This window comes from Rosenbergiella nectarea (assembly GCF_900111105.1).
GTDB lineage: Bacteria > Pseudomonadota > Gammaproteobacteria > Enterobacterales > Enterobacteriaceae > Rosenbergiella > Rosenbergiella nectarea.
In genome coordinates, this window is sequence record NZ_FOGC01000002.1 from 50,663 (window position 1) to 77,064 (window position 26,402).

Annotated in this window: 22 protein-coding genes; 10 read left to right on the plus strand and 12 right to left on the minus strand. The window is 48.9% G+C overall.

Annotated elements, in window-relative coordinates:
• Window positions 1-286 precede the first annotated feature (286 nt).
• From BMX14_RS03055 to BMX14_RS03070, 4 genes are all read left to right on the plus strand, one after another.
• The gene (locus tag BMX14_RS03055) at window positions 287-1,207 is read left to right on the plus strand and encodes a 2-hydroxyacid dehydrogenase (RefSeq protein WP_092672628.1); all 921 of its coding nucleotides are present in this window, start codon (window positions 287-289) and stop codon (window positions 1,205-1,207) included.
• Window positions 1,208-1,353: 146 nt separating this feature from the next.
• The gene (locus BMX14_RS03060; RefSeq protein ID WP_092672631.1) at window positions 1,354-3,753 is read left to right on the plus strand and encodes a membrane-bound PQQ-dependent dehydrogenase, glucose/quinate/shikimate family; all 2,400 of its coding nucleotides are present in this window, start codon (window positions 1,354-1,356) and stop codon (window positions 3,751-3,753) included.
• Window positions 3,754-3,880: 127 nt separating this feature from the next.
• Window positions 3,881-4,756, plus strand: coding sequence for an SDR family oxidoreductase (locus BMX14_RS03065; RefSeq protein ID WP_092672634.1), 876 nt, complete (start codon window positions 3,881-3,883; stop codon window positions 4,754-4,756).
• A 27-nt stretch (window positions 4,757-4,783) separates the two neighbouring features.
• Entirely contained in the window at window positions 4,784-6,037 is a 1,254-nt protein-coding gene (locus tag BMX14_RS03070; protein WP_092672637.1) for an AGE family epimerase/isomerase, read from the plus strand.
• A 36-nt stretch (window positions 6,038-6,073) separates the two neighbouring features.
• Here the strand turns inward: BMX14_RS03070 and BMX14_RS03075 are convergent, their stop codons facing one another.
• Window positions 6,074-8,347 (minus strand): heavy metal translocating P-type ATPase, encoded by a 2,274-nt coding sequence (locus BMX14_RS03075; RefSeq protein WP_092672640.1) that lies wholly within the window; start codon window positions 8,345-8,347, stop codon window positions 6,074-6,076.
• 137 nt (window positions 8,348-8,484) lie between these two features.
• On the opposite strand from BMX14_RS03075, the gene BMX14_RS03080 reads away from it, so the two are divergent.
• Window positions 8,485-8,838 carry an ArsR/SmtB family transcription factor gene (locus BMX14_RS03080; RefSeq protein ID WP_092672643.1) on the plus strand — a complete coding sequence of 118 codons (354 nt, stop codon included), beginning with the start codon at window positions 8,485-8,487 and terminating at the stop codon, window positions 8,836-8,838.
• On the opposite strand, the gene BMX14_RS03085 is transcribed toward BMX14_RS03080, so the two are convergent.
• From BMX14_RS03085 to dalD, 4 genes are all read right to left on the minus strand, one after another.
• Window positions 8,835-9,827, minus strand: coding sequence for a cation diffusion facilitator family transporter (locus BMX14_RS03085; RefSeq protein ID WP_092672647.1), 993 nt, complete (start codon window positions 9,825-9,827; stop codon window positions 8,835-8,837). The two genes, BMX14_RS03080 and BMX14_RS03085, sit on opposite strands and share 4 nt — an antisense overlap.
• A gap of 81 nt (window positions 9,828-9,908) precedes the next feature.
• Entirely contained in the window at window positions 9,909-10,661 is a 753-nt protein-coding gene (locus BMX14_RS03090; RefSeq protein ID WP_092672650.1) for a YoaK family protein, read from the minus strand.
• Window positions 10,662-10,728: 67 nt separating this feature from the next.
• Window positions 10,729-11,211, minus strand: coding sequence for a SemiSWEET family sugar transporter (locus tag BMX14_RS03095; RefSeq protein WP_092672653.1), 483 nt, complete (start codon window positions 11,209-11,211; stop codon window positions 10,729-10,731).
• Complete coding sequence (dalD, locus tag BMX14_RS03100; protein ID WP_092672656.1) at window positions 11,208-12,620, minus strand: D-arabinitol 4-dehydrogenase; 1,413 nt, start codon at window positions 12,618-12,620, stop codon at window positions 11,208-11,210. The genes BMX14_RS03095 and dalD overlap by 4 nt, the downstream gene beginning before the upstream one ends.
• Window positions 12,621-12,824: 204 nt before the next feature.
• Between dalD and BMX14_RS03105 the strand changes: the two genes are divergently transcribed.
• Window positions 12,825-13,505, plus strand: coding sequence for a TerC family protein (locus BMX14_RS03105; RefSeq protein WP_092672659.1), 681 nt, complete (start codon window positions 12,825-12,827; stop codon window positions 13,503-13,505).
• Between the two features lie 65 nt (window positions 13,506-13,570).
• Here the strand turns inward: BMX14_RS03105 and BMX14_RS03110 are convergent, their stop codons facing one another.
• Entirely contained in the window at window positions 13,571-14,449 is an 879-nt protein-coding gene (locus tag BMX14_RS03110) for an SDR family oxidoreductase (RefSeq protein ID WP_371316081.1), read from the minus strand.
• Window positions 14,450-14,629: 180 nt separating this feature from the next.
• Here BMX14_RS03110 and BMX14_RS03115 point away from each other — a divergent pair, with 180 nt between their 5' ends.
• The 3 genes from BMX14_RS03115 (at window position 14,630) to BMX14_RS03130 (ending at window position 18,221) form a co-directional block, all read left to right on the plus strand.
• Entirely contained in the window at window positions 14,630-16,270 is a 1,641-nt protein-coding gene (locus BMX14_RS03115) for a dihydroxyacetone kinase subunit DhaK (protein ID WP_092672663.1), read from the plus strand.
• 501 nt (window positions 16,271-16,771) lie between these two features.
• Window positions 16,772-17,893, plus strand: coding sequence for an alkene reductase (locus BMX14_RS03125; protein WP_230527256.1), 1,122 nt, complete (start codon window positions 16,772-16,774; stop codon window positions 17,891-17,893).
• Window positions 17,894-17,906: 13 nt separating this feature from the next.
• The gene (locus BMX14_RS03130) at window positions 17,907-18,221 is read left to right on the plus strand and encodes an ArsR/SmtB family transcription factor (protein WP_092672672.1); all 315 of its coding nucleotides are present in this window, start codon (window positions 17,907-17,909) and stop codon (window positions 18,219-18,221) included.
• A gap of 31 nt (window positions 18,222-18,252) precedes the next feature.
• On the opposite strand, the gene BMX14_RS03135 is transcribed toward BMX14_RS03130, so the two are convergent.
• The 6 genes from BMX14_RS03135 to BMX14_RS03160 form a co-directional block, all read right to left on the minus strand.
• The gene (locus BMX14_RS03135) at window positions 18,253-18,702 is read right to left on the minus strand and encodes a class I SAM-dependent methyltransferase (protein ID WP_092672675.1); all 450 of its coding nucleotides are present in this window, start codon (window positions 18,700-18,702) and stop codon (window positions 18,253-18,255) included.
• Between the two features lie 595 nt (window positions 18,703-19,297).
• Entirely contained in the window at window positions 19,298-20,275 is a 978-nt protein-coding gene (locus tag BMX14_RS03140) for an NAD(P)H-quinone oxidoreductase (RefSeq protein WP_092672678.1), read from the minus strand.
• Window positions 20,276-20,278: 3 nt separating this feature from the next.
• Window positions 20,279-21,130 (minus strand): glyoxalase III HchA, encoded by an 852-nt coding sequence (gene hchA / locus BMX14_RS03145; RefSeq protein WP_092672681.1) that lies wholly within the window; start codon window positions 21,128-21,130, stop codon window positions 20,279-20,281.
• A gap of 166 nt (window positions 21,131-21,296) precedes the next feature.
• The gene (locus tag BMX14_RS03150) at window positions 21,297-21,764 is read right to left on the minus strand and encodes a cupin domain-containing protein (protein WP_092672684.1); all 468 of its coding nucleotides are present in this window, start codon (window positions 21,762-21,764) and stop codon (window positions 21,297-21,299) included.
• A gap of 424 nt (window positions 21,765-22,188) precedes the next feature.
• Window positions 22,189-22,599 carry an NUDIX hydrolase gene (locus BMX14_RS03155; RefSeq protein WP_092672687.1) on the minus strand — a complete coding sequence of 137 codons (411 nt, stop codon included), beginning with the start codon at window positions 22,597-22,599 and terminating at the stop codon, window positions 22,189-22,191.
• 102 nt (window positions 22,600-22,701) lie between these two features.
• A complete protein-coding gene (locus tag BMX14_RS03160; protein WP_092672690.1) occupies window positions 22,702-23,820 on the minus strand; it encodes a metallophosphoesterase in 1,119 nt (372 codons plus the stop codon).
• A gap of 221 nt (window positions 23,821-24,041) precedes the next feature.
• Here BMX14_RS03160 and BMX14_RS03165 point away from each other — a divergent pair, with 221 nt between their 5' ends.
• Window positions 24,042-26,393 (plus strand): TonB-dependent receptor domain-containing protein, encoded by a 2,352-nt coding sequence (locus tag BMX14_RS03165; protein ID WP_230527260.1) that lies wholly within the window; start codon window positions 24,042-24,044, stop codon window positions 26,391-26,393.
• Window positions 26,394-26,402 lie beyond the last annotated feature (9 nt).

A 26,402-nucleotide genomic window follows, 5' to 3' on the forward strand; every position in this document is an offset into this window, starting at 1 on the left:
CAGTTATCAGCAGCTTTAGCTGTTGCAACAGAAGATAACGCTCTTCTTGCCCTGGTGAGGCTGATGACCCAAAACCCGACAGCGCAAATTTTGGGTCTCTTGCACAATAATTTTTAATCGACGATAAAGACTCAGGGCAGAATTATAGAGATAGCAGGATAACGCAGCAATATCTGATACGGGGTGGAGATTGATTGATATCAACTCAATTAGTATTTTTAACAAGTAGCAAAGGGTTATAACATAAAAAAATATTCTACTTCTGATTCTGACGGAGGCACGCTCCATGCACCCCATCGCTTTTTATAGTCGTCATGCTGAAACTGATTTATGGCTAGCTCCTTTACACGCTGCACTCCCTGACGTCACCCTAAATGTTTGGCCTGTTCACGACGAACGGGCGACGGTTGCGCTCACCTGGGCACCTGATCAAGCCTTTATTGATGCCCATCCGAACCTTAAAGTGATTTTTAATATGGGGGCCGGGGTGGATGCCATTTTATCTCTAACGTTACCCAAGGATATCGCGGTCATACGTGTAAAAGATGGCGGGATGGCCGTGCAATTAGCGGAGTACTGTTGTGAAGCAGTGATTCGGTTTTATCGCGAGTTTCCGCAATATGAGCAACAACGTCAGCAACATAAGTGGCAAAACAACTTACTTAATAACCGCGAGGATTACCCAGTCGGCGTGATGGGACTGGGTGTGCTGGGGGAAAAAATAGCGCAATCTCTGCGCCAGTTTGATTACCCGGTTAATGGCTGGAGTCATAGCCGCAAAGCGATCCCTGGGGTGACTTGCTACGATGGACAGCAGTTAGAGGCCTTCTTACGCGCGTCACGAATACTGATTTGTGTACTGCCTCTTACCGATAAAACACGAGGGATCCTTAATACTCAACATCTCTCTCTACTTAAAGACGATGGCTACGTAATCAATGTCGCTCGAGGCGGTCATCTGATTGAGGAGGACCTTATCCAGTTGATCAAGGAAGGGAAAATACGTGGCGCAACGCTAGACGTGACACAGAATGAACCCTTGAGCGATAGGGATCCTCTCTGGCAAGTCCCGCAAATTCGTATTACTCCCCATATTGCCGGTAAAACACAGGTCGACCACGTCTTGGCTCAGGTCGTGCCGCAAATTACACGCTGGTTTGCACAAGGTGAGGTCGAGGGAGCGATCGATTTACATCAGGGATATTAATCAATTTCGCTCGAAGTGGCATTTTTGGAGCGGAAAAGCTGTCGTGTCAGTTCTATTATCCACAATTACTTATATGACTTTACATTTATTTAACCTATCGCTCACACGACAACTTTTCCACTCACTATTTCGCACAGGTCATCGCCATGAAAGGTAAATTGCTATTACTAAGGATCGTGTCTGTCTTGCTGCTGCTCACCAGTATCGTCATGATAGCGGGTGGGGGCTATTTGCTCTCTTTATCAGGATCTTCATATTACTTGGTTGCAGGGATCTTCCTGCTGATCAGCGCGATTCAACTCTTTCGCCGTAAATCTTCCGGCGCGATACTGTTTTTTATCGTGTACGTTGCCACTATCCTCTGGACCATTGATGAGAGTGGTACCGACTATTGGGGATGGGTGCCTCGCTTATCTTTACTCACCGTTTATGGTTTCCTCTTGGCATTAAGCTTGCCGGCCCTGCAGCGCCAACCGTCGAATAAACTCAGTTTCGGCTTAGCCGGGATTTTTATCGTGATCTTTGCGGTCGCCTTTGGCATGGCGTTTATACCAACGCATAGTTTTAACTCTGGGGATGCCCTGCCACAACAGCCTCTGGTTAAGACGCCTACGCCTTCGCAGGCGGAACAACCGGATAGCGACTGGACCTATTATGGCCGAGATGCCGATGCCTCACGCTTCTCCCCCTTAAGCCAAATTACCCCAGATAACGTAGGACAGCTTAAACGTGCCTGGACTTATCGGACAGGTGACTTACCTGCACGTGGACAGGTCAATAAATGGGCGGCTGAAAATACCCCCATCAAGGTCGGTGATGCCGTCTATGTCTGTTCTGCACGGAATAACATCATCAAGCTGGATGCTAAAACCGGTAAAAAAATCTGGGAGCACAACACTGGCGTAAAATATGAGAGCATTCCTTATACCGCTGCGTGTAAGGGCTTAAGCTACTATACATCGACCCATACGCCCGCTGGTCAAGCCTGTCACACTCGTCTTATCGTGGGAACCTTGGATGAGCGTCTTGTGGCCGTCGACAGCGAAACAGGACAGTCTTGCCAAAATTTTGGTGATCAAGGCCAAACAAACTTACTAAAAGGTTTAGGTTATACCGTTCCGGGTTTCGTTGCCGTGACCGCGCCAGTGCCTATTATCAATGGCACCATCGTTGTTAATCACGAAGTTCTGGATGGACAACGTCGTTGGGCTCCTTCAGGTGTTATCCGCGGATATGATGCGGAAACGGGACAGTTCAAATGGGCGTGGGATGTGAATAATCCTACGGATCACAAAGAACCGGCAGCAGGTAAAGAATATAGTCGTGGCACGCCTAACTCTTGGGCGACCATGGTGGGGGATAACCGTCTGGGAGTAGTGTACGTCCCAACCGGTAACTCTGCTGCTGATTACTACAGTCAATTACGCTCGGCGAATGAGAATAAGGTTTCCTCATCCATCGTTGCCATCGATGTGAAAACCGGTGACGTCCGTTGGGTCTTCCAAACCGTGCATAAAGATGTGTGGGATTACGACATCGGTTCACAACCTACGTTATTCGATTTCCCTGGACCTAATGGATCGACGATCCCTGCGATAATTGTACCGACTAAACGTGGCCAAACTTTCGTCCTCAACCGCGAAACCGGTAAGCCCTTAACACCGGTTGAAGAAAAAGCGGCGCCAGCGGCGGTTGTTAAAGAGGACCCCCGTGCGCCAACACAGCCTTGGTCAGTCGGTATGCCTCGCCTAGGTTTTCCTGATCTGAGCGAGCGGAAAATGTGGGGCCTAACGATGTTCGATCAGCTTGCCTGCCGTATTAAGTTCCGTCAAGCCCGTTACGAAGGTGAATTTACCCCGCCAAGTTTAGATAAGCCGTGGATCGAATACCCGGGCTACAATGGCGGAAGCGACTGGGGCAGTGTGGCCTACAACCCACAAAATGGTGTGCTGATCGCTAACTGGAATAATACGCCAATGTATGACCAGTTGATCACACGTAAAAAAGCCGACAAGTTAGATCTACAATCGATTGACTCGCCGAAGTATAAGCCTGGCGGCGGCGGTGCAGAAGGTAATGGTGCCATGGCGGATACACCGTATGCGATCCAAGTCTCTCCGTTCTATTTAGAGAGCACGCAGATGCTGTGTAATGAACCGCCTTACGGCATGATTACGGCGATCGATATGCACACCCGTAAAGTATTATGGCAACATCCGTTAGGGAGTGGTGAGAAGAACGGTCCATTCGGTCTTCCTACTCATATGCCGATCACTGTCGGTACACCTAATAATGGTGGTCCAATCATTACGGCGGGGGGGCTAACCTTTGTTGCCGCAACGACCGATAATAAAATCCGTGCCTTCGATAACCGTACCGGTAAAGAAGTCTGGAGCGATACCTTACCTGCGGGAGGGCAAGCTACTCCTATGACCTATTCTGCTGGAGGTAAACAGTATCTGGTCATTATGGCGGGTGGCCACCACTTTATGCGTACTCATGTTGGCGATTATGTCATTGCCTACACCCTTCCTGATAACCACTAATCGTTACGGCCCTGCGGGGCCGTTTACATATTGATAAAAAGTTTTCATCAATTCATCCGACCAGTGTGATCTTCGTCAACTATAGTTATTAACCTAAGCCTATTTTATTTGACAACGGAGCTAACAAATGGTCAAGAAAGTTGAAATACACGCGCAATCACAAAAATTACCGGGTTCTGAAGCAAAATTGTCACCTAAAGCGGAAATGATCCGTGAAGACTATCGTGGCAGCGGTAAGCTTGCCGGGAAAGTGGCCCTAGTGACCGGCGGCGATAGTGGTATAGGTCGTTCCGCAGCACTGCACTTTGCCCGTGAAGGTGCCGATGTTGCCATCACCTATCTTCCTAACAATGAGGATGAAGCCGCGGATGCGCGTTCAATCAAAGCCTTGATTGAGCAAGAAGGGCAACAATGCGCGATCTACCCAGTCGATTTACGTAAAGCCGAAAATTGCCGTAAATTAATTGCCGACGTGGTTGAAGCTTTCGGTAAATTGAATGTGTTGGTCAATAATGCCGGGACGCAATATCCTAACGAAGACCTCACGACATTAAGCGACGAACAGTGGCTCAATACCTTTGATACCAACATCCATAGTATCTTCTTCCTGACCAAGGCGGCCCTTCCGCACCTAAAAGAAGACGACAGCATCATCAATACCACCTCAGTGAATGCCTACATTGGTCCACAAATGCTAATTGACTACACCGCGACGAAAGGAGCAATTGTCAGCTTTACCCGCGCGCTGTCTAACCAAGTTGCAGGCAAAGGTATCCGCGTAAATGCTGTGGCACCCGGTCCCGTCTGGACACCACTACAACCTGCGACGTTGGGCGATTACAACCCAGAGCTGCTGGAAAACTTTGGCCACGAAACGCCAATGGGACGCGCAGGGCAACCGTCTGAACTTGGCCCGATTTACGTCTTCCTCGCAAGCCTAGACTCCTCTTATATCAGCGGCCAGGTGATCCACCCTAACGGCGGCACCATGGTGGGTGGCTGATTTTTACGTTCTCTATGAGGTGTTGTTATGTTATTTACGCAATTTAGTCACAGTTGGCTAAGCAAGGAATATCATCATCACTGGTTGGAAGATCAAGGTCGGCAACTACTCGCGTTCTACAAACGCGCCAGATGTGAACGCGGCGGTTTCACGGCCCTCGACAACAAAGGCTATCAAGCAAAAGATAGTCAACCCGACACCATGCAGACCGCACGGATGACCCATTGCTTCGCCCTGGCTTCACTCCAAGGCGAACCTGGGGCAGCAGAGTTGGCGCAGTGGGGCGTGGACTCGTTACTCGGCGTGTTGAAAGATACTCAGCACGGTGGCTGGTTAAGCACATTACCTGAAAAGGTTGCAGACGAGCGAAAAGCCTCTTACCTGCATGTCTTCGTGACGCTGGCCGGATGCAGTGCCAGTCTCGCGGGGATCCCTCGGGCTGACGAACTCTATCAGCAAGCGGTCGAGACCTTAGAAACCTATTTCTGGATGGCTGACGAAGAGGCCTTATGTGAAAGTTATACCCGTGACTGGCAAGATTGTGAAGCCTATCGCGGTGGTAACAGCAACATGCACTGTACCGAATTGTTCCTGCAGTTGGCGGACTTTACCGAAAATCCCATCTGGCGCGCCCGTGCGTTAGCGATCGTCGATAAAGTGATCCATCAGCATGCTCCAGCCAATAACTATTTCTTGGTTGAACACTTTCACGAAGATTGGCAAGAGTGGCATGATTACAATAAGGATAAACCGACCGACAGCTTCCATCCTTATGGGGTAACGCCAGGACATGCTAGTGAATGGGCGAGGCTTCTGCTGCATCTTGAGGCCGCATTACAAGCTGCTGGGGAACCGGTTCCGGAGTGGTTGCTCATTGATGCTAAGGGGTTATTTCACGCTGGTATGGCCCACGGCTGGCATGTCGATGGCACGCCAGGCATCGTCTACACCCACGATTGGGAAGGTAAACCTGTCGCCCATAGTCGTGTACACTGGACGTTAGCAGAAAGCTGCGGTACCGCGGCAAGTCTACTTAAGCGTACCGGAGAGCAGGTCTACGAAGAGTGGTATCGGCGTCTCTGGGACTATATCAGTTGCTACCTAATCGATCCCCAAAATGGTAGCTGGTGGCAAGAGTTGGATCAGCAGCAGCATCCTTCCACTGAAATATGGTCAGGAAAACCTGACTTATACCATGCTTGGCAGCTCACTCAAATTTCTCGCCTACCCCTAACGCCGATGATTGGTTTGTCGATTAAAAACGGGCATCATCAACGTTAAGTCTCTAGGCCCTGAACCGTTTCAAGGCCTTTTTAGTTAATGAATAAAAGTGGTACGTTTCAAGCGTAAGGCATTCCCCAAGACAAATACGCTGGAAAGCGCCATTGCCCCGGCGGCGAGGATAGGAGAAAGCTGTATCCCAAAGGCAGGATAGAGCGCCCCCGCGGCTACCGGGATGAGAACTAAGTTATAGATAAAGGCCCAAAAAAGATTCTGGTGGATATTTGTCATGGTCACTTGCGAGACATGTCGTGCGTTCAGCACATTAGTCAGTGAGTCGGACATCAACACCACATCGGCAGATTCTATTGCGATATCCGTACCGCTGCCTAGAGCAATTCCCACATCTGCCGCTGCTAGAGCCGGTGCATCGTTTATTCCGTCCCCAACAAAACTGACACTGGCGAAATGCTGCTGCCAATTCTGAATCGCCTCGACCTTCCCTTGAGGTTTTACTTCGGCAACGACCTCGCGGATACCGAGCTGTTTTGCGACCGATTGCGCAGTCACACGGTTATCCCCAGTGACCATCGCCACGGTGATCCCCTGAGCCTGCAGTTGACTGACTACCGCTTGGCTAGACGCTTTTATCGGGTCGGTAACAGCGATTATCCCTGCCAGCTGCTCGCCAATCGCGATGTAAAATGGACTCTTTCCTTGCTCAGCGTAGTGTGTCTCGAGAGGTTCGAGGCCACTAGACGCTATAAACAGGCTCTCTAGGTAACGTTGGGTACCAATATGTACCTGCTGGTCATTAACTTTAGCACTCACGCCCATTCCACTGCTTGTGGTGAAATCCGTCGCAGATACCCGTTCAAGCTGCTGAGCGTTCGCGGCATTCACGACCGCACTTGCCAGAGGGTGCTCAGAGTAACGCTCAACCGCGGCGGCATAGGTCAACAGCTGTTGTGTGCTGAAACCCTCGGCAGGCTGTATATCGGTTAGGGCAGGCTGCCCTTCGGTTAAGGTCCCTGTTTTATCGAAGGCGATAAGCGTCGTTTCACGTAACTGCTGTAAGGCTCGGCCTTGGCGGAATAAAATGCCTTTTTCAGCGGCGCGTCCCGTGGCGACCATGATTGAGGTAGGCGTCGCTAAGCCCATCGCACAGGGGCAAGCAATAATCAGCACGGCCACAGCATTCACGATGGCGAGACTGATCCCCCCTTGTGGCGCAAAATAAAGCCAACCCATCAAGGTTAACAGCGCTGCCACGAATACCACCGGTACAAACCAAAGGGTAACTTTATCGACCACGCCTTGAATAGGCAGTTTCGCTGTTTGTGCCTGTTCTACCGCCTGAACGATTTGTGCCAGTACGGTTTGCTCTCCCGTTGCGGTGACTTTGAAGCGTAGATAGCCTTGTTGATTCAGGGTACCGCCGGTCAACGCATCGCCGGGGCGTTTACGCACCGCGAGGGGTTCGCCGGTCACCATCGATTCTTCCACATGGCTCTCCCCCGCAACCACTTCACCGTCGATAGGGATCTTTTCGCCCGGCCTGACTTCGACGATATCGCCCACAACGAGGCTCTCGGTGGCGACCTCTTCACTTTGGTCGTTCTGCCAGCGGTGGGCAATATTCGGCTGCAGTTGCAGCAAGCGTTGCATGGCTTGTGAGGTCTTCCCTTTCGCGCGAGCTTCAAGTAAGCGCCCAATTAACACCAAACAGACAATCATCGCTGCCGCTTCATAATAGACATGAACGCTTTGCGCCGGTAGCCACTGTGGGGCGAACGTGGCAAATAGTGAATAGCCCCATGCAGCAAGGGTCCCTATCGCGACTAAGGCGTTCATATCAGGCGCACGATGCCATAGGGCGGGCAAGCCTAAACGGTAGAATTGTCGGCCAGGGCCGAGCAGCACTGAGGTTGAGAGCACTGCCTCTGCCACCCATCGGCCCGGTACAGGGAGGTAATAATCGACCCAGCTCTGTATAGCCTGACTAAGGTGCATCGCCATCTCTACGACAAAAATAGGCAGTGTCAGTACAACAGCAATCAAGACGTTACGCTGCAGTGCTTGGATATGGTGCTGCTTTTTTTGCTGCTGTAAGGCACGGGCCTTTGCTGCATCGACGAATATCTTCGCGGGATACCCGGCGGCGGTGACCGCTTGCGCCACACTTTCGGCAGCCACATCGCCGATAATGGTTGCGCGTTCAGTCGCTAAATTAACGCTAGCTTGTTCAACGCCGGGTTGAGCAGCTAGCACACGCTCTACGCGTCCGACACAACTTGCACAAGACATCCCCTCGACCGTAAGTTGTAAGGTGGGTGGGGAGTGGCGAGTGGCAGATGATTGACTAGACATGATCAACTCCTCTTGTTCGATTAAGCCTAGCCTACAGCTTCCAGCAAGGGAAAGGTCAAGTGAGGAAAAGCTGGACGCACTATACTATCTACGCTGTAATATTGGGTATGAAGAGAGCACCTGTTAGGGAACAGACTATGCGTACTGATCCATGTATTGCGCCGCACACTGCAGAGCACCCGCCATTACCGGTGTTAAGTCGCCAAGATATTGCCCTGCTGGCAGACACGTTTAAATTATTGGGTGATCCCTCACGCTTACGCATTTTGCTTCAGTGCCTGGCTCAACCGGCTGCAGTGAATGATATTGCAGGAGCTTTACAGCTGTCACAATCCTTGGTGAGTCATCACTTACGGCTATTAAAAGCCGCTCGATTAGTGATTGGCGAGCGGAGTGCTCGCCATGTCTATTACCGCGTCGCCGACAATCATGTTAGCCATGTTCTGCGCGACATGGCTATCCACCTGACGGAAGAGCCTACGCAAGATTAATGCGAGTGAGTAGGGGGATGGGGCGCTTCGTCGCAGTCGTGATGATTGCTAGCTTCACTCAATAGACACTGTGGTGAAGATGGCTCGTCCGCCCAATCAATCGCAATGGTGCTGTGGCCAATAGAGAATTTTTCTTCTAAAGCAACTTCTACCGCCCGTACGACCTGTTTCGCCTGAGCGTCATCCACTGCCCGAATATGTAAAGTGGCCAGTGTATAACCGGTACTGATCTGCCAGACGTGGATATGCGAGACCTCACTCAGTCCTGAAACCTGCTCTAATAGATAAGCGCTGATTAAGCTCGGCGCGGCCTCATCAGGCGCACCTTCCAGCAGAATGTGCGATGTTTTTCGTATCAGCTTCCAAGCCCCACGCAGGATTAATACCGCCACGAGTACAGACAGTATCGGGTCAATGGGGGCCCAGCCTGTTAGTCCAATCACGACTGCCGCAACAATCGCCGCAAACGAACCAAGCAGATCGCCCATCACATGTAAGATAACGCCTTTAATATTCACGTTTTCCGTTTCGCCACGGGTCATAATCCACAACACGGTAAGATTAATAATCAATCCGGCGCACGCGACGATAAACATTGGCCAGGGCATGACAGTAGCGGGTGCAGTGAGACGTTGCCATGCCTCGTAGATAATAAAGATCGCAATCAAGAACAGTGTCATGGCGTTAAATAAGCTCGCCAAGACTTCAAAGCGAATATACCCGAAGGTGAGACGGTTATTAGGTTGGCGCTGTCCAAAATGAAACGCTGCCCACGCCAGCGCAAGGGCGAAGGCATCGGTTAACATATGGCCAGCATCGGCTATTAAGGCAAGTGACCCGGCGTACACTCCCCCCACAAACTCGACAATCATAAAGGTAAATATCAGCACAAAAGAGAGTAGAACTTTCTTCTGATTAGCTTGATTCACTTTTGGAACGTGAGAATGGTCATGGTGGTCATGATCATCATGGTGAGAGTGGGATGACATTACTGCCTCGCTATAGATAACAAACTAATATATGAACACATATTAATATATAGCGGGCAGTAGAGGAAGAGGTATTTCTGGTTATCGTTGTAGTGTACAGCCTTGGAATGCTTTAGTGCGTTTACGACACAACACGCGGATTAAGGTGAGTAAGGAGACGGCAAGTAAAATAGACCCAGCCAAAATAAAGGCCTTCATCCCGAACCACTCGTAACCCAAAATGCCGATCAATCCCCCTATAAAGAAGGAAATAAAGGAAGTGAAGTAGACACTCAGCAGATAACGGAATTGCTTCATTTGCGCGGGAGGATAGCGCATGATCGGGTGTAAGAGTAGGTTAGCCAGTACAATCCCCGCGTCGGTTAAGGTTCCCGTAACATGTGTGGTACGAACTTTACCTTGCGAGAGTTGGGTAGAGGTGGCGTTATGCACACCTAGAAGGAAGCTCAAGCCAAATAAATAGTAGCCATGTTGCAGGTCCTGCGGATACCAAAAGCCAACGACCACCGGGGCAATCAGTAGTACGCCTTCAACTAACAGAATATGGGCATAGATGGTTCGTAAATTGACTTTTTTAGCAAAGGATACCGCGACACGTGAGGTAAATGCGCCGGAAAGAAAACACGTCAGCAGTAATATCAGCGGGATCATCTCAAGTTTGTTCCACTGCAGCAATTCTTGAGAAAGTTGCGTCGCGTTACCGGTCATATTCGAGGGAAACAGACCAAATGCGCCCAATGCCAATACATTGAGCATCCCTGCGCACCCCGCTAACGCAACAGCAAGCTGGCGGTCTTCGTTACCGGTACGGCCAGACTTTTTATCAATAAGCATAATTTACCTTCCCTATCAAAGTGGGGAGCGTTACAAAAACCAACTTCATAATAAATAAGTCACCTAATTATTCAGTAAGTTCAGTAGCAGCCTGACTTTTCTTACTTTTCTTACTTTTCTTAGCCGCGCGTGCATTAAGCGTTCGTTGTAGAGGACGCAGACTATGTATTCGTGGTTTTAATACAACACGATGCATCCGGCGGACCCGTCGACCCCGTTTAATTAAGCGAGGGCGTTCTAACCATAATTTCAAGCCAATCACCGTAATCGCCAACAGCGCAGTTATGCCGTTGGCCATCATCACGGGAATATCATGAACGCGGAAACCATAGCCAGTCCAGCAGGCAACGCCGAAGAACAGTGCCGACCACATGGCCAAAGAGAGGGCTTTGGTTTCTTTATTCTTAACGATGTGTAGCACCTGAAGGCAAAACGAGCCAGTAGTGACCCATGCCGCCAACGTGCCCAGCCACACAGGCCAGGGAGTAAGCACCGCAATCGACAGCAGAGCTAAGGCGATGGTAGTAGCGACAATAAAGATATTTTTCATGATGTTGAAGATTCCGCTAAAGTGCTTTCAACCTGCTTCACGACATCACGTAGATCCTCGGTGAAGGTCGGATGTTCAGCTAAGCTGCCCATCAAAGCAGAGGATTGTGCGAACGCCTTAAGACTATCCTGTTCAGCAAAAATCGTCTCGAAAGGAACACTCTCAATCGCTCGATCTTGGTACTCAAAAGGAAGGGTTCCGGCCGCACGGCGTTGCATGAAGAGATACCATAAAGCTACTAACACCAGTGTTGCCTGAGGAACTTCAGCTTGTTGGTAGCGCGTTTTCAGCGTTGGCAAAATAAATTGCTGTAACTTGGCAATACTATCGGAGGATACACGCTGATTAGTGTCTCGGACCTTGGCGTTACTGAAACGGTGTAACGTGGTCTTACAGTACTCATCAAGGTCGATTGGTCCTTTAGGCAGTGCTGCACTGACATCTTGTGCGACATAATTACGTATCCATTCACGGACTTGCGGGGTAAGGCTCTCGTCAATAGACTGTGCACCTAATAGCGCACCGGCCCAAGCAATACCACTGTGGCTGGCATTCAAGACACGGATCTTAGCTTCTTCGAAGGGGATCACGTTCTTTACAAATTCAACGCCAACACGTTCTAACTCAGGACGACCGGCGATAAAATCATCTTCAATCACCCATTGCGAGAAAGCTTCGCACGCAACGGGGACCTGATCGTTATCGATGCCTTGCTCGACCAAACGCTCGAGTAGCGCCTCATCACTTTGAGGAGTGATACGGTCAACCATGCTGTTTGGCGTGCTGATCGCGTTATCACACCATGCGGCTAACGCTTTATCGCCTAGTGCTGCAATGTACTCATTGAGCCCGGTACGTAAGCAGTCGCCGTTGTGACGTAGGTTATCGCAATTAAGTAAGGTAATGGGACCCGCTTGCGTGGCTAAGCGTTGGCGTAAAATCGCAACGAGAACGCCGTAGACCGTGGCAAAGGTGTTGGGTTCGGCCAACTCTTGAACGATGACGGGATGGTTAAGGTCGAGGTGTCCATCATCTTTCAGGAAATAACCGCCTTCGGTCACTGTAAAAGAGATAAGCTTTGTTTCAGGATCTGCACCGATTTGAATCAGCTGCGAGAGATTAGCATCCCAAGGAATAACTTTTTTTATCGCGGTGATAGTGTGGTAATCGATATCGCCATCAGGGCTGATCACTTCAAGAGTGTAGACACCTTGCTGACGTCCAAGTTGATCGAGAGTGGCTTGACTCGCGCTGTTACGGATATTACCAAGAGCTAATGACCAGCGGGTATCACCGAGCTGGTGCAGCTGGTTAAGATACCAACTTTGGTGAGCACGATGAAAAGCACCGGCGCCTAAATGCAGCCATGTTGACTGGGTAGAAGGTGTACTGTGTGATGAAGTTTGCAAAGGGCATCCTTAGTCGCAATCGACAATTGTTACGTTAGAATGTTACTGGTAACCATAGCACAATTAGTCAAAATGCAAAGTTTTAGACCGAAATAAGTGATGAATTACGGCATGCAGTAAAACTAAGGCTTTACTTTGTAACAAAGTTTGATAAACAGTAGCCTAACTTAATTATAGACAGGTTCAGCCGGCTTCGAGGGTAATATGGGTGAAATTTTCCAGCACTGGGATTGGGTCGCGATCTTAGCGCAAATCCTATTAATAGATTTATTGTTGGGCGGTGATAATGCCGTCGTTATCGCCATGGCTTGCCGCGGGCTACCAGAAAACTTGCGCCGTAAAGCCATCATCATTGGCACACTAGGCGCAATAGTGGCAAGGATTGTTTTGTTGGGGGTCGCCGTCTATCTGTTAACGCTACCGGGGCTGAAATTAGTTGGCGGGTTGTTGTTGTTATGGATTGGCTACAAGTTGGTCTCCGGTGAAGAAGAGGGTGACGAGCAGGGGAAAACGTCGTCAAGTCTTTGGAAAACCGCACTCACCATTACCATCGCCGATGTCATCATGTCCTTAGATAATGTACTGGCAGTTGCGGCTGCAGGTCGGGGTCACCTTATCATTGTCGCAGTGGGGGTGTTATTGAGTATCCCAATCATTGTCGCAGGTAGTCGATTAGTCCTGCACTTATTAGATCGTTGGCCGGTCATTATTCTGGTGGGCGGGGCGTTAATCGGATGGATTGCCGGCAGTATGCTACTGACCGACCCACTATTACACCCTTATGTGGCAGGTAAAGACCTGGCATTTTATGAACACTGTGCGGGGGCGGTCTGTGCAGTGCTTATCTTTATTATCGGTTGGTTTAAAACGCGTAAAAGTGCCTAACGCACTATAAAAAAGGGTGAATCAACCTGGAGGTGATTCACCCTTTTTTTATCGACTAACCCGCATTATGCTGTGCCGGTTCCGCCATCAGAACACCACACTTGGCCAGAGGCAAACGAGTTCTCATCCGACGCGAGGGTCACGTAGAGCGGCGCAATTTCGACAGGCTGGCCAGGGCGAGCCAGTGGCGCCTCTTCACCGAAATGAGCCACTTTTTCTTGAGGTTGTCCGCCGCAGACTTGTAAGGCTGTCCAATAAGGGCCAGGGGCGACCGCATTGACGCGGATACCTTTTGGTCCTAACTGTTTCGCTAACGCTTTCGTGAAGGCAACATTACAGGCTTTGGTCTGCGCGTAATCGAGAAGAATATCGCTAGGTTTAAAGGCCTGAACGGACGAGGTATTAATGATTGCTGCGCCTTCACCTAAATGGGCGACCGCTGCACGGGTGATCCAGAACGGCGCGTAAACGTTGGTTTTAAAGGTAGCATCGAACGACTCGGTGCTCAGTTCGCTGATGCTCTCGCAGAACTGTTGCCGACCGGCGTTATTGACCAGAATGTCTAACCCGCCAAGCTCCTGAACGGCCTTATCCACCAAGGTTTTGCAGAATGCTTCGTCGGTAATATCCCCCGGAATGGCGATGGCTTTGCGACCTTCAGCCTTGATTAGGTCAATGACTTCTTTTGCATCACTTTCTTCTGCGGGCAGATAGTTAATCGCTACATCGGCACCTTCACGGGCATAGGCGATAGCGACTGCACGGCCGATACCTGAATCCCCACCAGTGATCAGTGCTTTTTTACCGGTTAAACGGTTATGTCCTTGATAACTTTTTTCACCATGATCGGGTAGGGGGTGCATCGCGGACGCTAAGCCAGGAAATTGCTGAGGCTGTTTGTCAAAAGGCGGACGTGGAAAACGTGTTTTTTCAGTGGACATCATTAACTCCCTAAAATGTGAAAAAAAAGAACCTCCGTTAAGGGTAGACACAATTGCGCGGGATGTAGCCAAGTTAGCAAAATTTATTTTGTGATCTTGATCACTGATGATAGGGAGAAACGACACGAAATTGTGATTATTAGCCACACTTAATGAGCTGACAATCACTTCGAGGAGCTTCCGGTGAGCCACTTTTTCTTCAACAAGAAAGCAACAATCGTCGATCAAGCAATAGAAGGTCTTATCCGTACTTCACCCCATCAAAATTTAGCGCGACTTAACACGGTCGAGGGGCTGCGCATTGTTGTGCGTCGAGATTGGGATAAATCGAAAGTGGCCATCATCTCTGGTGGTGGCTCTGGGCATGAGCCGATGCACGTCGGTTTTGTGGGGAAGGGAATGTTAACGGCAGCAGTGTGTGGCGATATTTTCGCCTCGCCAGGTGTTGACGCGATTTTGCATGCTATCGTCACGGTGAGCGGTAAAGGTGGATGCCTACTCGTCGTGAAAAATTATACGGGAGATCGCCTGAACTTTGGGTTAGCCGCTGAAAAAGCCCGAGCGCTAGGCTATAAGGTCGAAATGATTTTGGTTAAAGACGATATTTCGCTGCCAAAAAATCCTCAGCCACGCGGTCTGGCGGGGACGATACTGGCACATAAAGTAGCGGGCTATCATGCTGAGAAAGGTAAATCGCTCAAAGACATTGTCGAACACACCCAACAGATGCTCGATAACGTCGCGACAATTGGGGTGGCGCTTTCTTCCTGCCATCTTCCGGGTAGCGACGAGTCAGAAGGGATCCCGAAAGGCAAAAGTGAACTTGGGATGGGGATCCACGGCGAACATGGTGTAGCCACCCTAGATACCCAAAACAGCAGTAAAATTGCTAAACAATTGGCTAAAAATTTACTCAGCCATATTGGTGATGATGATAATTTACTGTTGCTGATCAATAATCTCGGCGGCCTTTCAGTGCTAGAGATGGCCCTTGCCACGCAGGAGGTTTTACGAACGCCTCTCGCCGATCGCGTGAGTCATATCCAAGGCCCGGGCACCCTTGTCAGTGCGCTAGATATGAAAGGACTTTCGCTTACCGTTCTGCCTCTCGATAATAAATTACTGACAGCGCTTGAAGCCCCTGTTGCGGTTGCAGGATGGTTACCCATAACGCCTTGCCAAACCTTGCAGTGGCAAGAAGCGGAGTCCCTTCCTGAAGTCGAATTAGCAAAACCCTCACAGAATACGCACGCTGCGCAAGTGGTCAAACAGCTTTGCCAAGCACTGATCGACAACGAGGATGAGTTAAACAAACTCGATGGGCAAGTGGGCGACGGTGATACCGGATCAACCTTGGCGACTGGCGCAAATTTTGTATTGAAGGCCCTGAAACAGAAAAAACTCCCCTTAAACGATACGCAAGCGCTATTACACTGGTTGGGTGAGAAGATTACCACTCCGATGGGAGGCTCCGGGGGGGTGTTACTTTCGCTGCTTTTCAGTGCTTCAGCTGCCGCGTACCCCGGCGCTAAAAATTTAGGCGCAAGTTTATCGGCGGGGCTGCAGAAAATGAAAGATTACGGTGGGGCCGATCAAGGCGATCGCACGATGATCGATGCCCTGCAACCGGCTTTTGAAGCCATGGAAGCAGGGAAAAGTTGGTCAGCGGTCAGTAAGGCGGCAACGTCAGGCGCGGAGTCGACGAAAAAAATGGAGAAAGCGAAGGCTGGGCGTTCGTCCTACTTGAATGCAGAGAGCCTAAAAGGACATATTGACCCAGGAGCCTGTGCGGTGAGTAAAGTCTTTGAGTCGTTAAAGGATTAAAAATACTAATTATTGTTTGGCGATAAGATAAAAAAATGGCATAGCGGTGAAAGATCGCTATGCCATTATATTAGACGTTTAAATGAGGGAACTGATCCCCTAAACCTAGATAAGCATGGACTGCGCAATAACCAAAAAAAGCTAGAACAATAGCAAATATTGCAATGGAACCGATTTCAAATGCGAGCGTGAAATGGCGTTTAGTCATAATTTCCCTCCAGTACCCAAAAGTCACTACATCTCTAGCATAGCGAATCTGCGTTGTGACGCAAGCATGCTTTACACTTGGCAATACATTAATAATTCTATTCATATGATCCATCAGTTTAATTAACAACCGCCACTATTATGTAAAAATATCCCCGTAGTTATTACGGTTTTTGCACCAAAATGATGCTGACGAGGTAAGGGTTTCTCTCATCGATCGCGGAGTGAATATGTATTTACATATTTAAATACATAAATATAATGGTCGTAAATTTACTACTCATTGAGATCATCATGCAATCTTCACTCTTCAGGCCACTCGTACTGGGCGAAATCTCTTTACGTAACCGTATCGCACTCCCCGCATTAACTCGCTGTCGCAGTGCTCAGCCAGGCAACATTCCCAATGATATGATGCGTGAGTACTATGTTCAGCGTTCCAGCGCCGGTTTTATGGTGACGGAAGGCACGCAGATCGAGCCTCGGGGACAGGGATATGCGTGGACGCCTGGGATCTACAGCGCCGAACAGATTGCTGGCTGGCAAAAAGTGATTCAAGCAGTTAGCGCGCAAGGCGGCACGCTATTTTGTCAGTTATGGCATGTCGGGCGAGTCTCGCATCGGGCGTTACAACCTCAGCAGCAGGCCCCCATAGCCCCTTCGGCAATCGCGGCAACCAACGTGCGTGTCTTTATTGAAACAGCCCCCGGCGAAGGCGAGCTGGTCGCACCCAGTGAACCGCGAGCACTGGAGACAGAAGAAATTTCGCAACTAGTGGAACTGTACCGACAAGCGGCAGTGAATGCCAAGCAAGCTGGGTTTGAGGGGATTGAACTCCACGCCGCCAATGGCTATCTCATCAACCAATTTCTTTCGGCACACACCAATCTGCGCACTGATCAATATGGTGGTAGTTTGGCGAATCGATTACGTTTTCTTAAAGAGGTTGTTGCAGCGGTCTCGACAGTGTTCGATAGCCGTCGGGTAGGAGTACGCTTCTCGCCATTATTTTCTACTACCGAGGAAGACCGAGTTTATTTGGGCTTAGTCGAGCCGGACCCAGCAGAGACTTACCTGACCGCGGCGAAAATGTTAGACGAAATGAAAATCGGCTATCTTTCTATTGCCGAAGCCGACTGGGATAACAGCCCGGGGTTACCGGAAAGTTTCCGTACCGCACTGCGTAAGACATTTACCTCGGTGATTATGGTGGCGGGCCGTTACGATCAAGCTAAAGCACAGCATGTTTTATCGCAGGGTTGGGCAGATTTAGTCGGGTTTGGACGAACGTTTATCGCCAACCCGGATCTTCCGGAGCGCTTACAGCGTGGGTTGGCCTTAAATAGCGTCGAATTAAGTTCTTTGTATGGTGGGACGGCGAGAGGGTATACTGACTATCCGACCATCGACGGATAAATGACGAGAGCCAATGCTTGCTGAAAATGCAATGAAACTTTTAGCCAATCCACTGCGGGTGGCTATTTTAACCTGGTTAAAGCAGCCGGATGTCGCCTTCGCCGCCTATAGCCAGCTGTATCCCTACGATCAGTATGGTGTGTGTGCAAGTTTAATTCAGGATAAAGCGGGGCTTTCGCAACCAGCCATTTCTCTCTGTTTAAAATCGTTACATGAATTGGGTGTAGTTGAGGCCCAAAAGGTGGGTAAATGGACCTATTATCGCCGAAACGACATTAATATTCAGGCATTAGTTGAAACCATCACTCAGCAATTACAGCAACTCTAGGGTAGCCGTCCTTCGAACGACTACCCTACTGTTAGCGTCGACGTTGTGCGCAAAACATCACGGTATCGGTAGAGAAAGATCCATCTTCTTGAAGTTGAAAATAAGATTGTACCTGACCAGAGACCGCCTGTTGTAAGCCGCGAATCGCTGCTACGGTCGGGGCAGGCGTTTTCATTCTACTGACCCCCTGCTGACAATCGATGTTCGTCATCTGCCGATTGTCGGCCGTCTCTTTAACGACTCTTAGCATTTCGTTAGACAGATCGTAGGCTGTGACCTGTGTGACCAGAGGTGAAGCCGTAAAGCTGGCATGCCCGGCACCACAGCCAATATCAAGAATATGTCCATTATCAAAAGGGGCTAGCCACTGTTGTAGACGTTGTAATTCTTCACCTGCTGCATGCACAGGGCTGGTTAAATAAGCGTTAGCTTGTGGACTAAATTGGTCGGAAATTCGCTTAGCATGTGCGGTGTGAGTCATAGAGTACCCCTAATGTTTACCTGGTTGTTGAGGGTAGGCTACTCAACCTATTATACCGGTACAATACCTGTAGTTATCCTAGTATAAGAGGTAATAGGCTATGGCGGAGAAACATCAGGATCCTGCATAGCAATTGGGTGAGTTCTTGCGCCTTAGACGAGAGCAGCTTAGCCCGGAGCGTGTTGGATTGGCAGTTAGCCCCCGATCCCACGACTAAGCTCGTTACGCTTATACCGCTGTTTGTGAGTGAGTGACTTATACGCGGAGAGGAGACCAAGACCGTAGGCATTACCTTATGCTACGCCTTTTCTCATCATGACCCTCACCCAGCAGAATGAGTAACCATTGAATGTAATGGCAAGCTCAGGATAGATTGGCTCATTATCGGCGAAGATGGCCGATATTAGCTTATGTAGTAAATCGCGACTAATGTGGGACTGTCATTAATGTTGCCTTCTATCGGCGTGCAGCGAGGCGACAGAAAGTGAGGGGGCTTAACAATAGAAAGGCGGAGTGAGGAGAAAAGCCCTTACCTAAAAAGGTTTATCCTCCTCGTTAAAAAAACCTACATTAAGTATGGGTATTTAGTTGTAGATTATGACAGCGTAATAACAACTTTCCCGATATGTGATCCGGTGTCCAAACACTCATGGGCTTTAGCGATCTCCTCCAAAGGATAGGTGGCATAGATAATGGGTTTACAACGGCCTTTTTGTAAGGCTGGCCAGACTTTCTCTTTTAACTGCTCAGCAATCTCTCTTTTTTCTTCAAGATTACGTCCACGCATTGTCGAGCCAGTGACCGTAATACGCTTGACCATCATATGAGTGATATCGAAGTTATCGACTAGGTTGCCACCCATAAAGCCAATGATCACCAATCTGCCCTCTTTTTTCAGTAAGTTCATATTCTTATTGAAATAGGATGCACCCACGATATCCAAGATGATGTCGACCCCTTCACCTTCAGTCAGCGCGTTAATTTTCTCTTCAAAATCCTCTTTTTTGTAGTTGATGACGGTAGCTGAATGTTTCAATTCTTCGACCTTATTGTCATCCCCTACCGTGGCGAAAACGTTCAGGCCAAACTCTTTACCTAAAGCAATGGCCGTCGTACCGATGCCGCTCGCACCACCGTGGATTAATACGCTTTCATTAGGCTTTGCCTTGCCGATCTGAAATAGGTTAGCCCAGACGGTAAAGAAGGTCTCAGGTATCGCCGCCGCTTCTTCGAAGCTTATCCCCTTAGGAATAGGCAGTGTTTGTGCTGCGGGAACGGCACAAAACTCGGCGTAACCGCCACCGTTAGTCAATGCACAGACGGCATCTCCTACCTTGAACTCTGTTACGTCTGCCCCTATCTCTTCGACGATTCCTGACACTTCTAAGCCAGGAATAGGGGTTAACCCCTTAGGCATCGGGTATTTCCCTTGACGTTGTAGAATATCTGGACGATTAACCCCGGCAGCCTGCACCTTGATCAATACTTCATGTCGATCAATGGTAGGACGTTCACCCTCAACAATGTTAAGGACTTCGGGGCCGCCGGGTTGAGTGATTTCGACGAACTTCATACCTTATCCTTTGTTGAAATAATCGACTAATGTCTTCGCCGCAACTTTACCGAGTTCATTGGCAGCAAAAGGACTATCACCAGTGATCACTTTACGGTCAGAGTGAACCTTGCCGCTAATTTCATCATTGACTAAGGTCAGTCCCATCTCTTTTAACTCTTTTCCGAAGAACCACGTTAGCCCACCCGGCATATATCCGATATCCGGGGTTTGTTTATCTGCACTATCTGGGAAGGCGCAAATTGAATAGCCACTCAGCGGGTTATCACCGTCACGTAGCGCCAAGAACGCTGCTGGGCCATGACAGATTGATAGGATAAATTTATCTTTTTCTAATGCCCAACGTAAAACTTTAGCCACGTTAGGATCATTCGGTAAACCAATTAATGCCCCATGGCCACCCGGAATAAAGACGGCAGCATAGTCATTATCGGCTAACTGTGCGACGACGTCAGGAAGGGATAAGGGATTGAGAAATTTTTCATGGTATTTCTCAAAGAATGGTATGACCTTTTTGTCATCATTTGGCATCGCCCAGTATTCGAATTTCGTCATTCGCCCTGAAGGGGTGGCGATATCGAAATCAAAGCCCGCCGCATGCAGGTGATACATGGGTAATAGCGTTTCGACAGGGTGATTACCCGTCGAAAATAATTTACCGTTATCGGTTTTTACGTAGCGTTCATCGGTCGCAATGACCAATACTTTTGCTTTACCTTGGTACTTATCGCTGTATTCATCGTCGCTGAGATCAGACACCGACGAGGTAAATTGAGAGAGAGAGTATTGCGACGGGAAGTAAGCATTACGTTCAGCAGGATCAATCTGTGGGGCTTTATTTTCACTATCTTTCATCATTATTTACCTAGTGGCGAGTGTGTGACATACAAAATGAAATGGTTCATTGATTGAGTCACTTTAACAATAGTTCAATTAGAAGATCTGCGCTTAACATGATGAGGGATTGGTAGGAACTCTCAGATAAGCGCAGACGACACAGAATGCCTATAGCAGACAATCCTTAGTATTCGTTTTTTTCACCAGGGGCTGGTACGGAAAGAGGCGTTTTCGAGGTTCCCGCGTAGGTAAGGATTAACACCGTATCTTGATTGGGATCCGTGGCGATACCTCTGTGATATTGGTCGACAGATTCCGCAAAAGCCTCACCTTGTTTAAAGACTTTCTTTTCTCCGGTCTTCTGGTCTTCAAGGGTTAACTGTCCCTGCTCAACATAACCCGCATTAGGGGCGATGTGTTTGTGCCAAGGCAAAGCATGGCCCTTCTGGATATGAAGCTTAATCACCGTTAGCTGCGGAGTTCCTTGCGGATAGGGTTTATAAGTCCCACCATTCCAAGAATGATCAGATTGCACTAGGACGTGTTTTTTTCCGGATTCAACAGGGTATTTGGGGTCGGCAGCCTGAGCGGCACTTGCTAGTAGAGGAACGATTAATGAGGCTAACACTAGGCTTTTGAGTGATTTTTTCATTAGTGACTCCTTTTATGATTGATATCTATAAAGATAGAAGCCACTGACAGCATTATCGAGTTAAGTTGTTGATACTTTATCTCTATCCATTCCATAAAAATAGAAATACGATTTGCTCGCTCTACAAGGAAAATTATTTATCTTTCCCATCCACTAAACTTCCAATAGTTAAAAAACTACTTTATGCAAAGTAGCATCAACGCTTTAGGGATTGAATTAGCGTCTCCTTCATTGAAGCTCTTATCGAGTATGATAGCCCGACGAGGTCGCGATAGATATTTTATATTATGGGATTTGCCACTCTGAACTTCATGAAATAGTTGGCTGCGTCACGGCGGTTGGTGAAGTCGTGGCACAATTCAGGGTTGGCGATTATGCCGCTGTCGGTTGGATTGTTCGCGCTTGTCCAGGGTGTTCTACTCGCTTAGCGCTTCGGCCAAGCTAGGGGTAAGATCTGGCGCTGGGTGAGCGGCGCTAACGTGATATCACGACATGCTTCCTCCGATAACCAGCATGCCTCTTCTATCTCGGCGGCAGGAATGGGAGTAAAAGACTCTCTCTGTATACGAAATAGATGTGCAGTGAGCTGATGCTGTGCTTCATTCGCCGCGACATCATGGAAACATCCCATAGCGACAAGCTCATCTTTACCAATATCTAGCTGCAGTTCCTCATTCAGCTCTCTTATTAATGCCTCTTCAGGTGTTTCACCGGGATCGATTTTACCTCCAGGCTGCATAAAGAAAGGTGAACCGCGCTTTCTCACCAGTAGGATGTTCTGACGATTATCAAGCAATAGTGCGGCAGCAATAATGATGTGGGGCGTGTTGGACATTCGATTACCTAATTAGGGTTGTGTAAGTAAGCGAATTCGCACTCGCTATTATCAACTAGAGGCAGTGTCTTTCCTACCTCTAGCCCACAGAGATTATTCAGCCTACGTCTTATCGGTCTTCAATATAAATAAAGTGATCTCAGAAGGGTAGCCCAAGCGTAAGGCAAATCCATTCCATAGTCCTGTGCCGTTACTGACGTAAAGATAGCGGTGACCAACGGGGTAAAGCCCGGATGAAAATCCCTGGTTGGCACGCTTAACGATGGTCGCAAGACCGTAAACCATACCACCGTGAGTGTGCCCAGAGAGCTGTAAATCAACGCCTTCGGCGAGATTCTTCCGGGCATTTTCTGGACGATGATCCAGCAGAATAATCGGCGCTTGGCGATCAACACCACTAAGCGCTAACGCTAAGTCAGGACCTGCTTGACCGTAACGTAAGGCTGCTTCATCAGTTACTCCTGCAATATAGAGCTTACTTCCCTCTTTTTCGACGGCCACTGAGCTGTTGATTAATTCATGAAAGCCTAACTGCTGCATCCGGTGCATCCACGGCGAATAACCAGAGTAATACTCGTGGTTACCGGGAATAGCAAAACGGCCTTGTTTAGCCTTTAACTCGGCAAGCGGAGCCACATCGTGATACCGCTTCTCGATGCTACCGTCGGCGACATCGCCCGTAAACAAGACAACATCTGCTTGCAGCTGATTAGTGCGGTCGACGACTTTCTTCATCCAACGCCCGGTAAACAGGGTACTGGCATGTAAATCGGTCAATTGCACGACACGATAGCCATCGAAGGCTTTCGGTAGATTTTGTAACGTTAACGTGACCGTTTTAACGCGAGGCACCTTGACCGCTTGGTGGGTGGCATAGGCCGCAGTGACGAGCGAAATAGCGAGCAAAACAGTATGAGTGGTTTGATGAGTCGGCCATGTTCCTCGTGACGCAAACTGCCCGATGCTGACGATATCGCAGAGGATCAGTAATAGCGTAAGAGCGATCATCGTCCCGAATAAAAAGTTAATCGCGACCATCACGCCATGCGGGAACTCCGGTGCGAAACGATTCCCGAACACAACTTTATAAACGAGGTGACACTCGGCCACGAGCACCACGGCAAGAAAACACAGTAACCGAAGGATGAAAGGAAGAGGGAGTGGCAAGATAAATCGCCCACCAATATACAGCGCAGGTAAAAGTGTTATCCAGGCAAACACATAGCCTCCAAAAAATGGTATCGATTCACTTACTGTAGCATCGCACCAAGGCAATGTAAGTAAAGTATAAAGAATAAAAAAAAACAGAACTTTTACATAGATTGCTATTGATAATCATTATCGTAATGATATAGATTCGCATTCAATAAAATAAAGACTGCCCATACCAGTCATTTGTCACCTTTTGCGGATTGCCGCACCTTTAGGAATACACAGCCTCTATGCGTAAACACTTCAAAACTCACATGCCTGCGGCTCGACCCCGCTTATCCCTGTTAGCGCTCAGCCTCAGTGGCTTTTACTGTTATACGGCGACAGCCGACAACCTTCCGCTCACGGCTCAAGGCAAACAGAGCGATACCTTAGTCGTCACTGGCGTGACGCCAAAAATTGAGGCCAACAATAAAGTTATTGTCAGCGCCCAGCAGATGCAAAAAAATGGCTCGAACGATTTCGGTACACTGATGCGTTACCAACCGCTAGTTAGCGCGACCGGGAGTAGCGGGGGGTCAGGCAGCGGAAAGAGTGGTTTCGACCGTGGGGGCTATACCGGCTATAACATTCGTGGTTTAGAAAGTAACCGTGTCGGGATTAATGTCGATGGCGTCTCTATGCCACAAGCGACTGGACGGCCTTATGCAGGGCGTACCGGCGTCAATAGCTTTGGTATTGGCCGCGATTATATCGACCCCTATCTTTTCAGCCAGATGGATATTGAAGCAGGGGCGACAGGGGTATCGCAACCCAATACCTCGATTGGTGGATTAGTCGCTTTTCATACAAAATCAGCAGATGACTACTTATCTCCTTCTCGGCAGCATTATTTCGGTTACCAAACCGATTACGACTCGTCAAATCGTGCCTGGCATAATGGTATCACTGCCGCCGCTGGCGATGATCAATTAAGAGGGATCTTTGTTTACAGCCGACGTGATGGGCAAGAGACCCGGACGCAAGGCAATAATCAAGCATGGCCAGAAAATTGGCATTCTGATGCCTTCGCGGCCAGTACGATTTGGCAGGCGAATGATGAACATAAACTGACGGCCAGTGGAAATTACTACCAAAAAAGTAGCCATACCCACTTTGATACGTGGGATTCAGGCGGTAAAGCGGTCATCGGTACCAGTCAACAGTCAAGCCAAACCCGTCGCTTTGGCGTCGCCTTACAAGATGAATACACGCCACTAAATCAATGGGTCGATCAGCTGACTAGCCAAGTCTATTGGCAAAAAACGCAAGCGCATGATAATACCTTTGGTCCGAGCGACACCTTGGTACCGACTCGAACGCTATCTGATTTCAATACCAATAAATTCGGTTTATCTTCAGAACTGGCAAAAACCGTTGGACGTCACGATTTCCGCGCCGGGTTAAATGGCGATTTCACGCGGACCGAACGACCCTTCTCACAATCTCCGACCCCTCTGGTTTATTACCGCGTCATGCAACCGCAAGCCGATAGTCAAACCACCACACTGGGCGGCTTTGTTGAGGATAAAATTAATGGCGACTGGCAGGGACACCATGTGGCACTCACGCCGGGTATACGTGTTGCTTATGTGAAAAATAAGCCTCGTAATCTTAGTCGCTTAGCGGCGGGAAGTAGCGTATTAACCGAAGAGAGTGTCTCGACCCTTTATAGTAGTCAAAGTGATACCCAGTTCTTACCGTCGCTGAGTTTCGAGTACTCACTGACGCCACAACTGTTAACTTATATCCGTTACCAGCGCGGCGCCCAATTCCCTGAAGCGAGCCAGCTGTACGGATCTTGGAACCTAGGCTCCAGCTATGCTGGCACCCAACAATATGCCTTGATCGGTAATAATTCCCTTAAGACCGAGACCAGCAATGATCTTGAGTGGGGGATAAAGGGACAAGCCGTACCGGGAATCGATATCCACGGTTCCATGTTCTACAACGATTACGATAATTTTATCGCTTATAACCGTTATACGCGTAGCGGCTCACCGAGCAAATTTACCAATGTTCCGTCGAATATCTATACCGTTTATCAAGCAGAAAATCGCGATAAAGCCTTTATCTATGGTGGAGAACTGACCACTAAAATCCATTACGGCGAGTGGTTCCCTGCGGTGAATGGGTTAAGCACGAGTTTTGCCTTGGGTTACACCAAAGGTATGTCTAAGTCCTCGTTACAAGGCGATAAGTATGTCGATTTAGACAGTGTGGCCCCGATGAAAGCGGTGGTCGGTGTCGCATGGGATGATCCTACGCAACGCTACGGTGCCGCGGTTACTGCTACCTTTGTGAAAGGGAAACAGGCAAAACAAACGACGCGTGATACCACCTCGACAGGTAGCGCGACAGAAAGTGATAGCAGTAAATACTTGCGTATCCCTGGCTACGGTATGGTGGATATGACCGCCTACTGGCGTATCACGCCAACGGTCAAACTTAGCGGCGGGTTGTATAACCTCACCAATCGTCAATATTGGGATTATTTGAGTAGCCGTGATTTAACGACCGACACAGCACAACACCAAGCGGATATTGCGCTGGCAACCATGCCGGGACGCACTTTCCAACTTGGGCTTAATGTTGATTTCTAATGTTTTTGC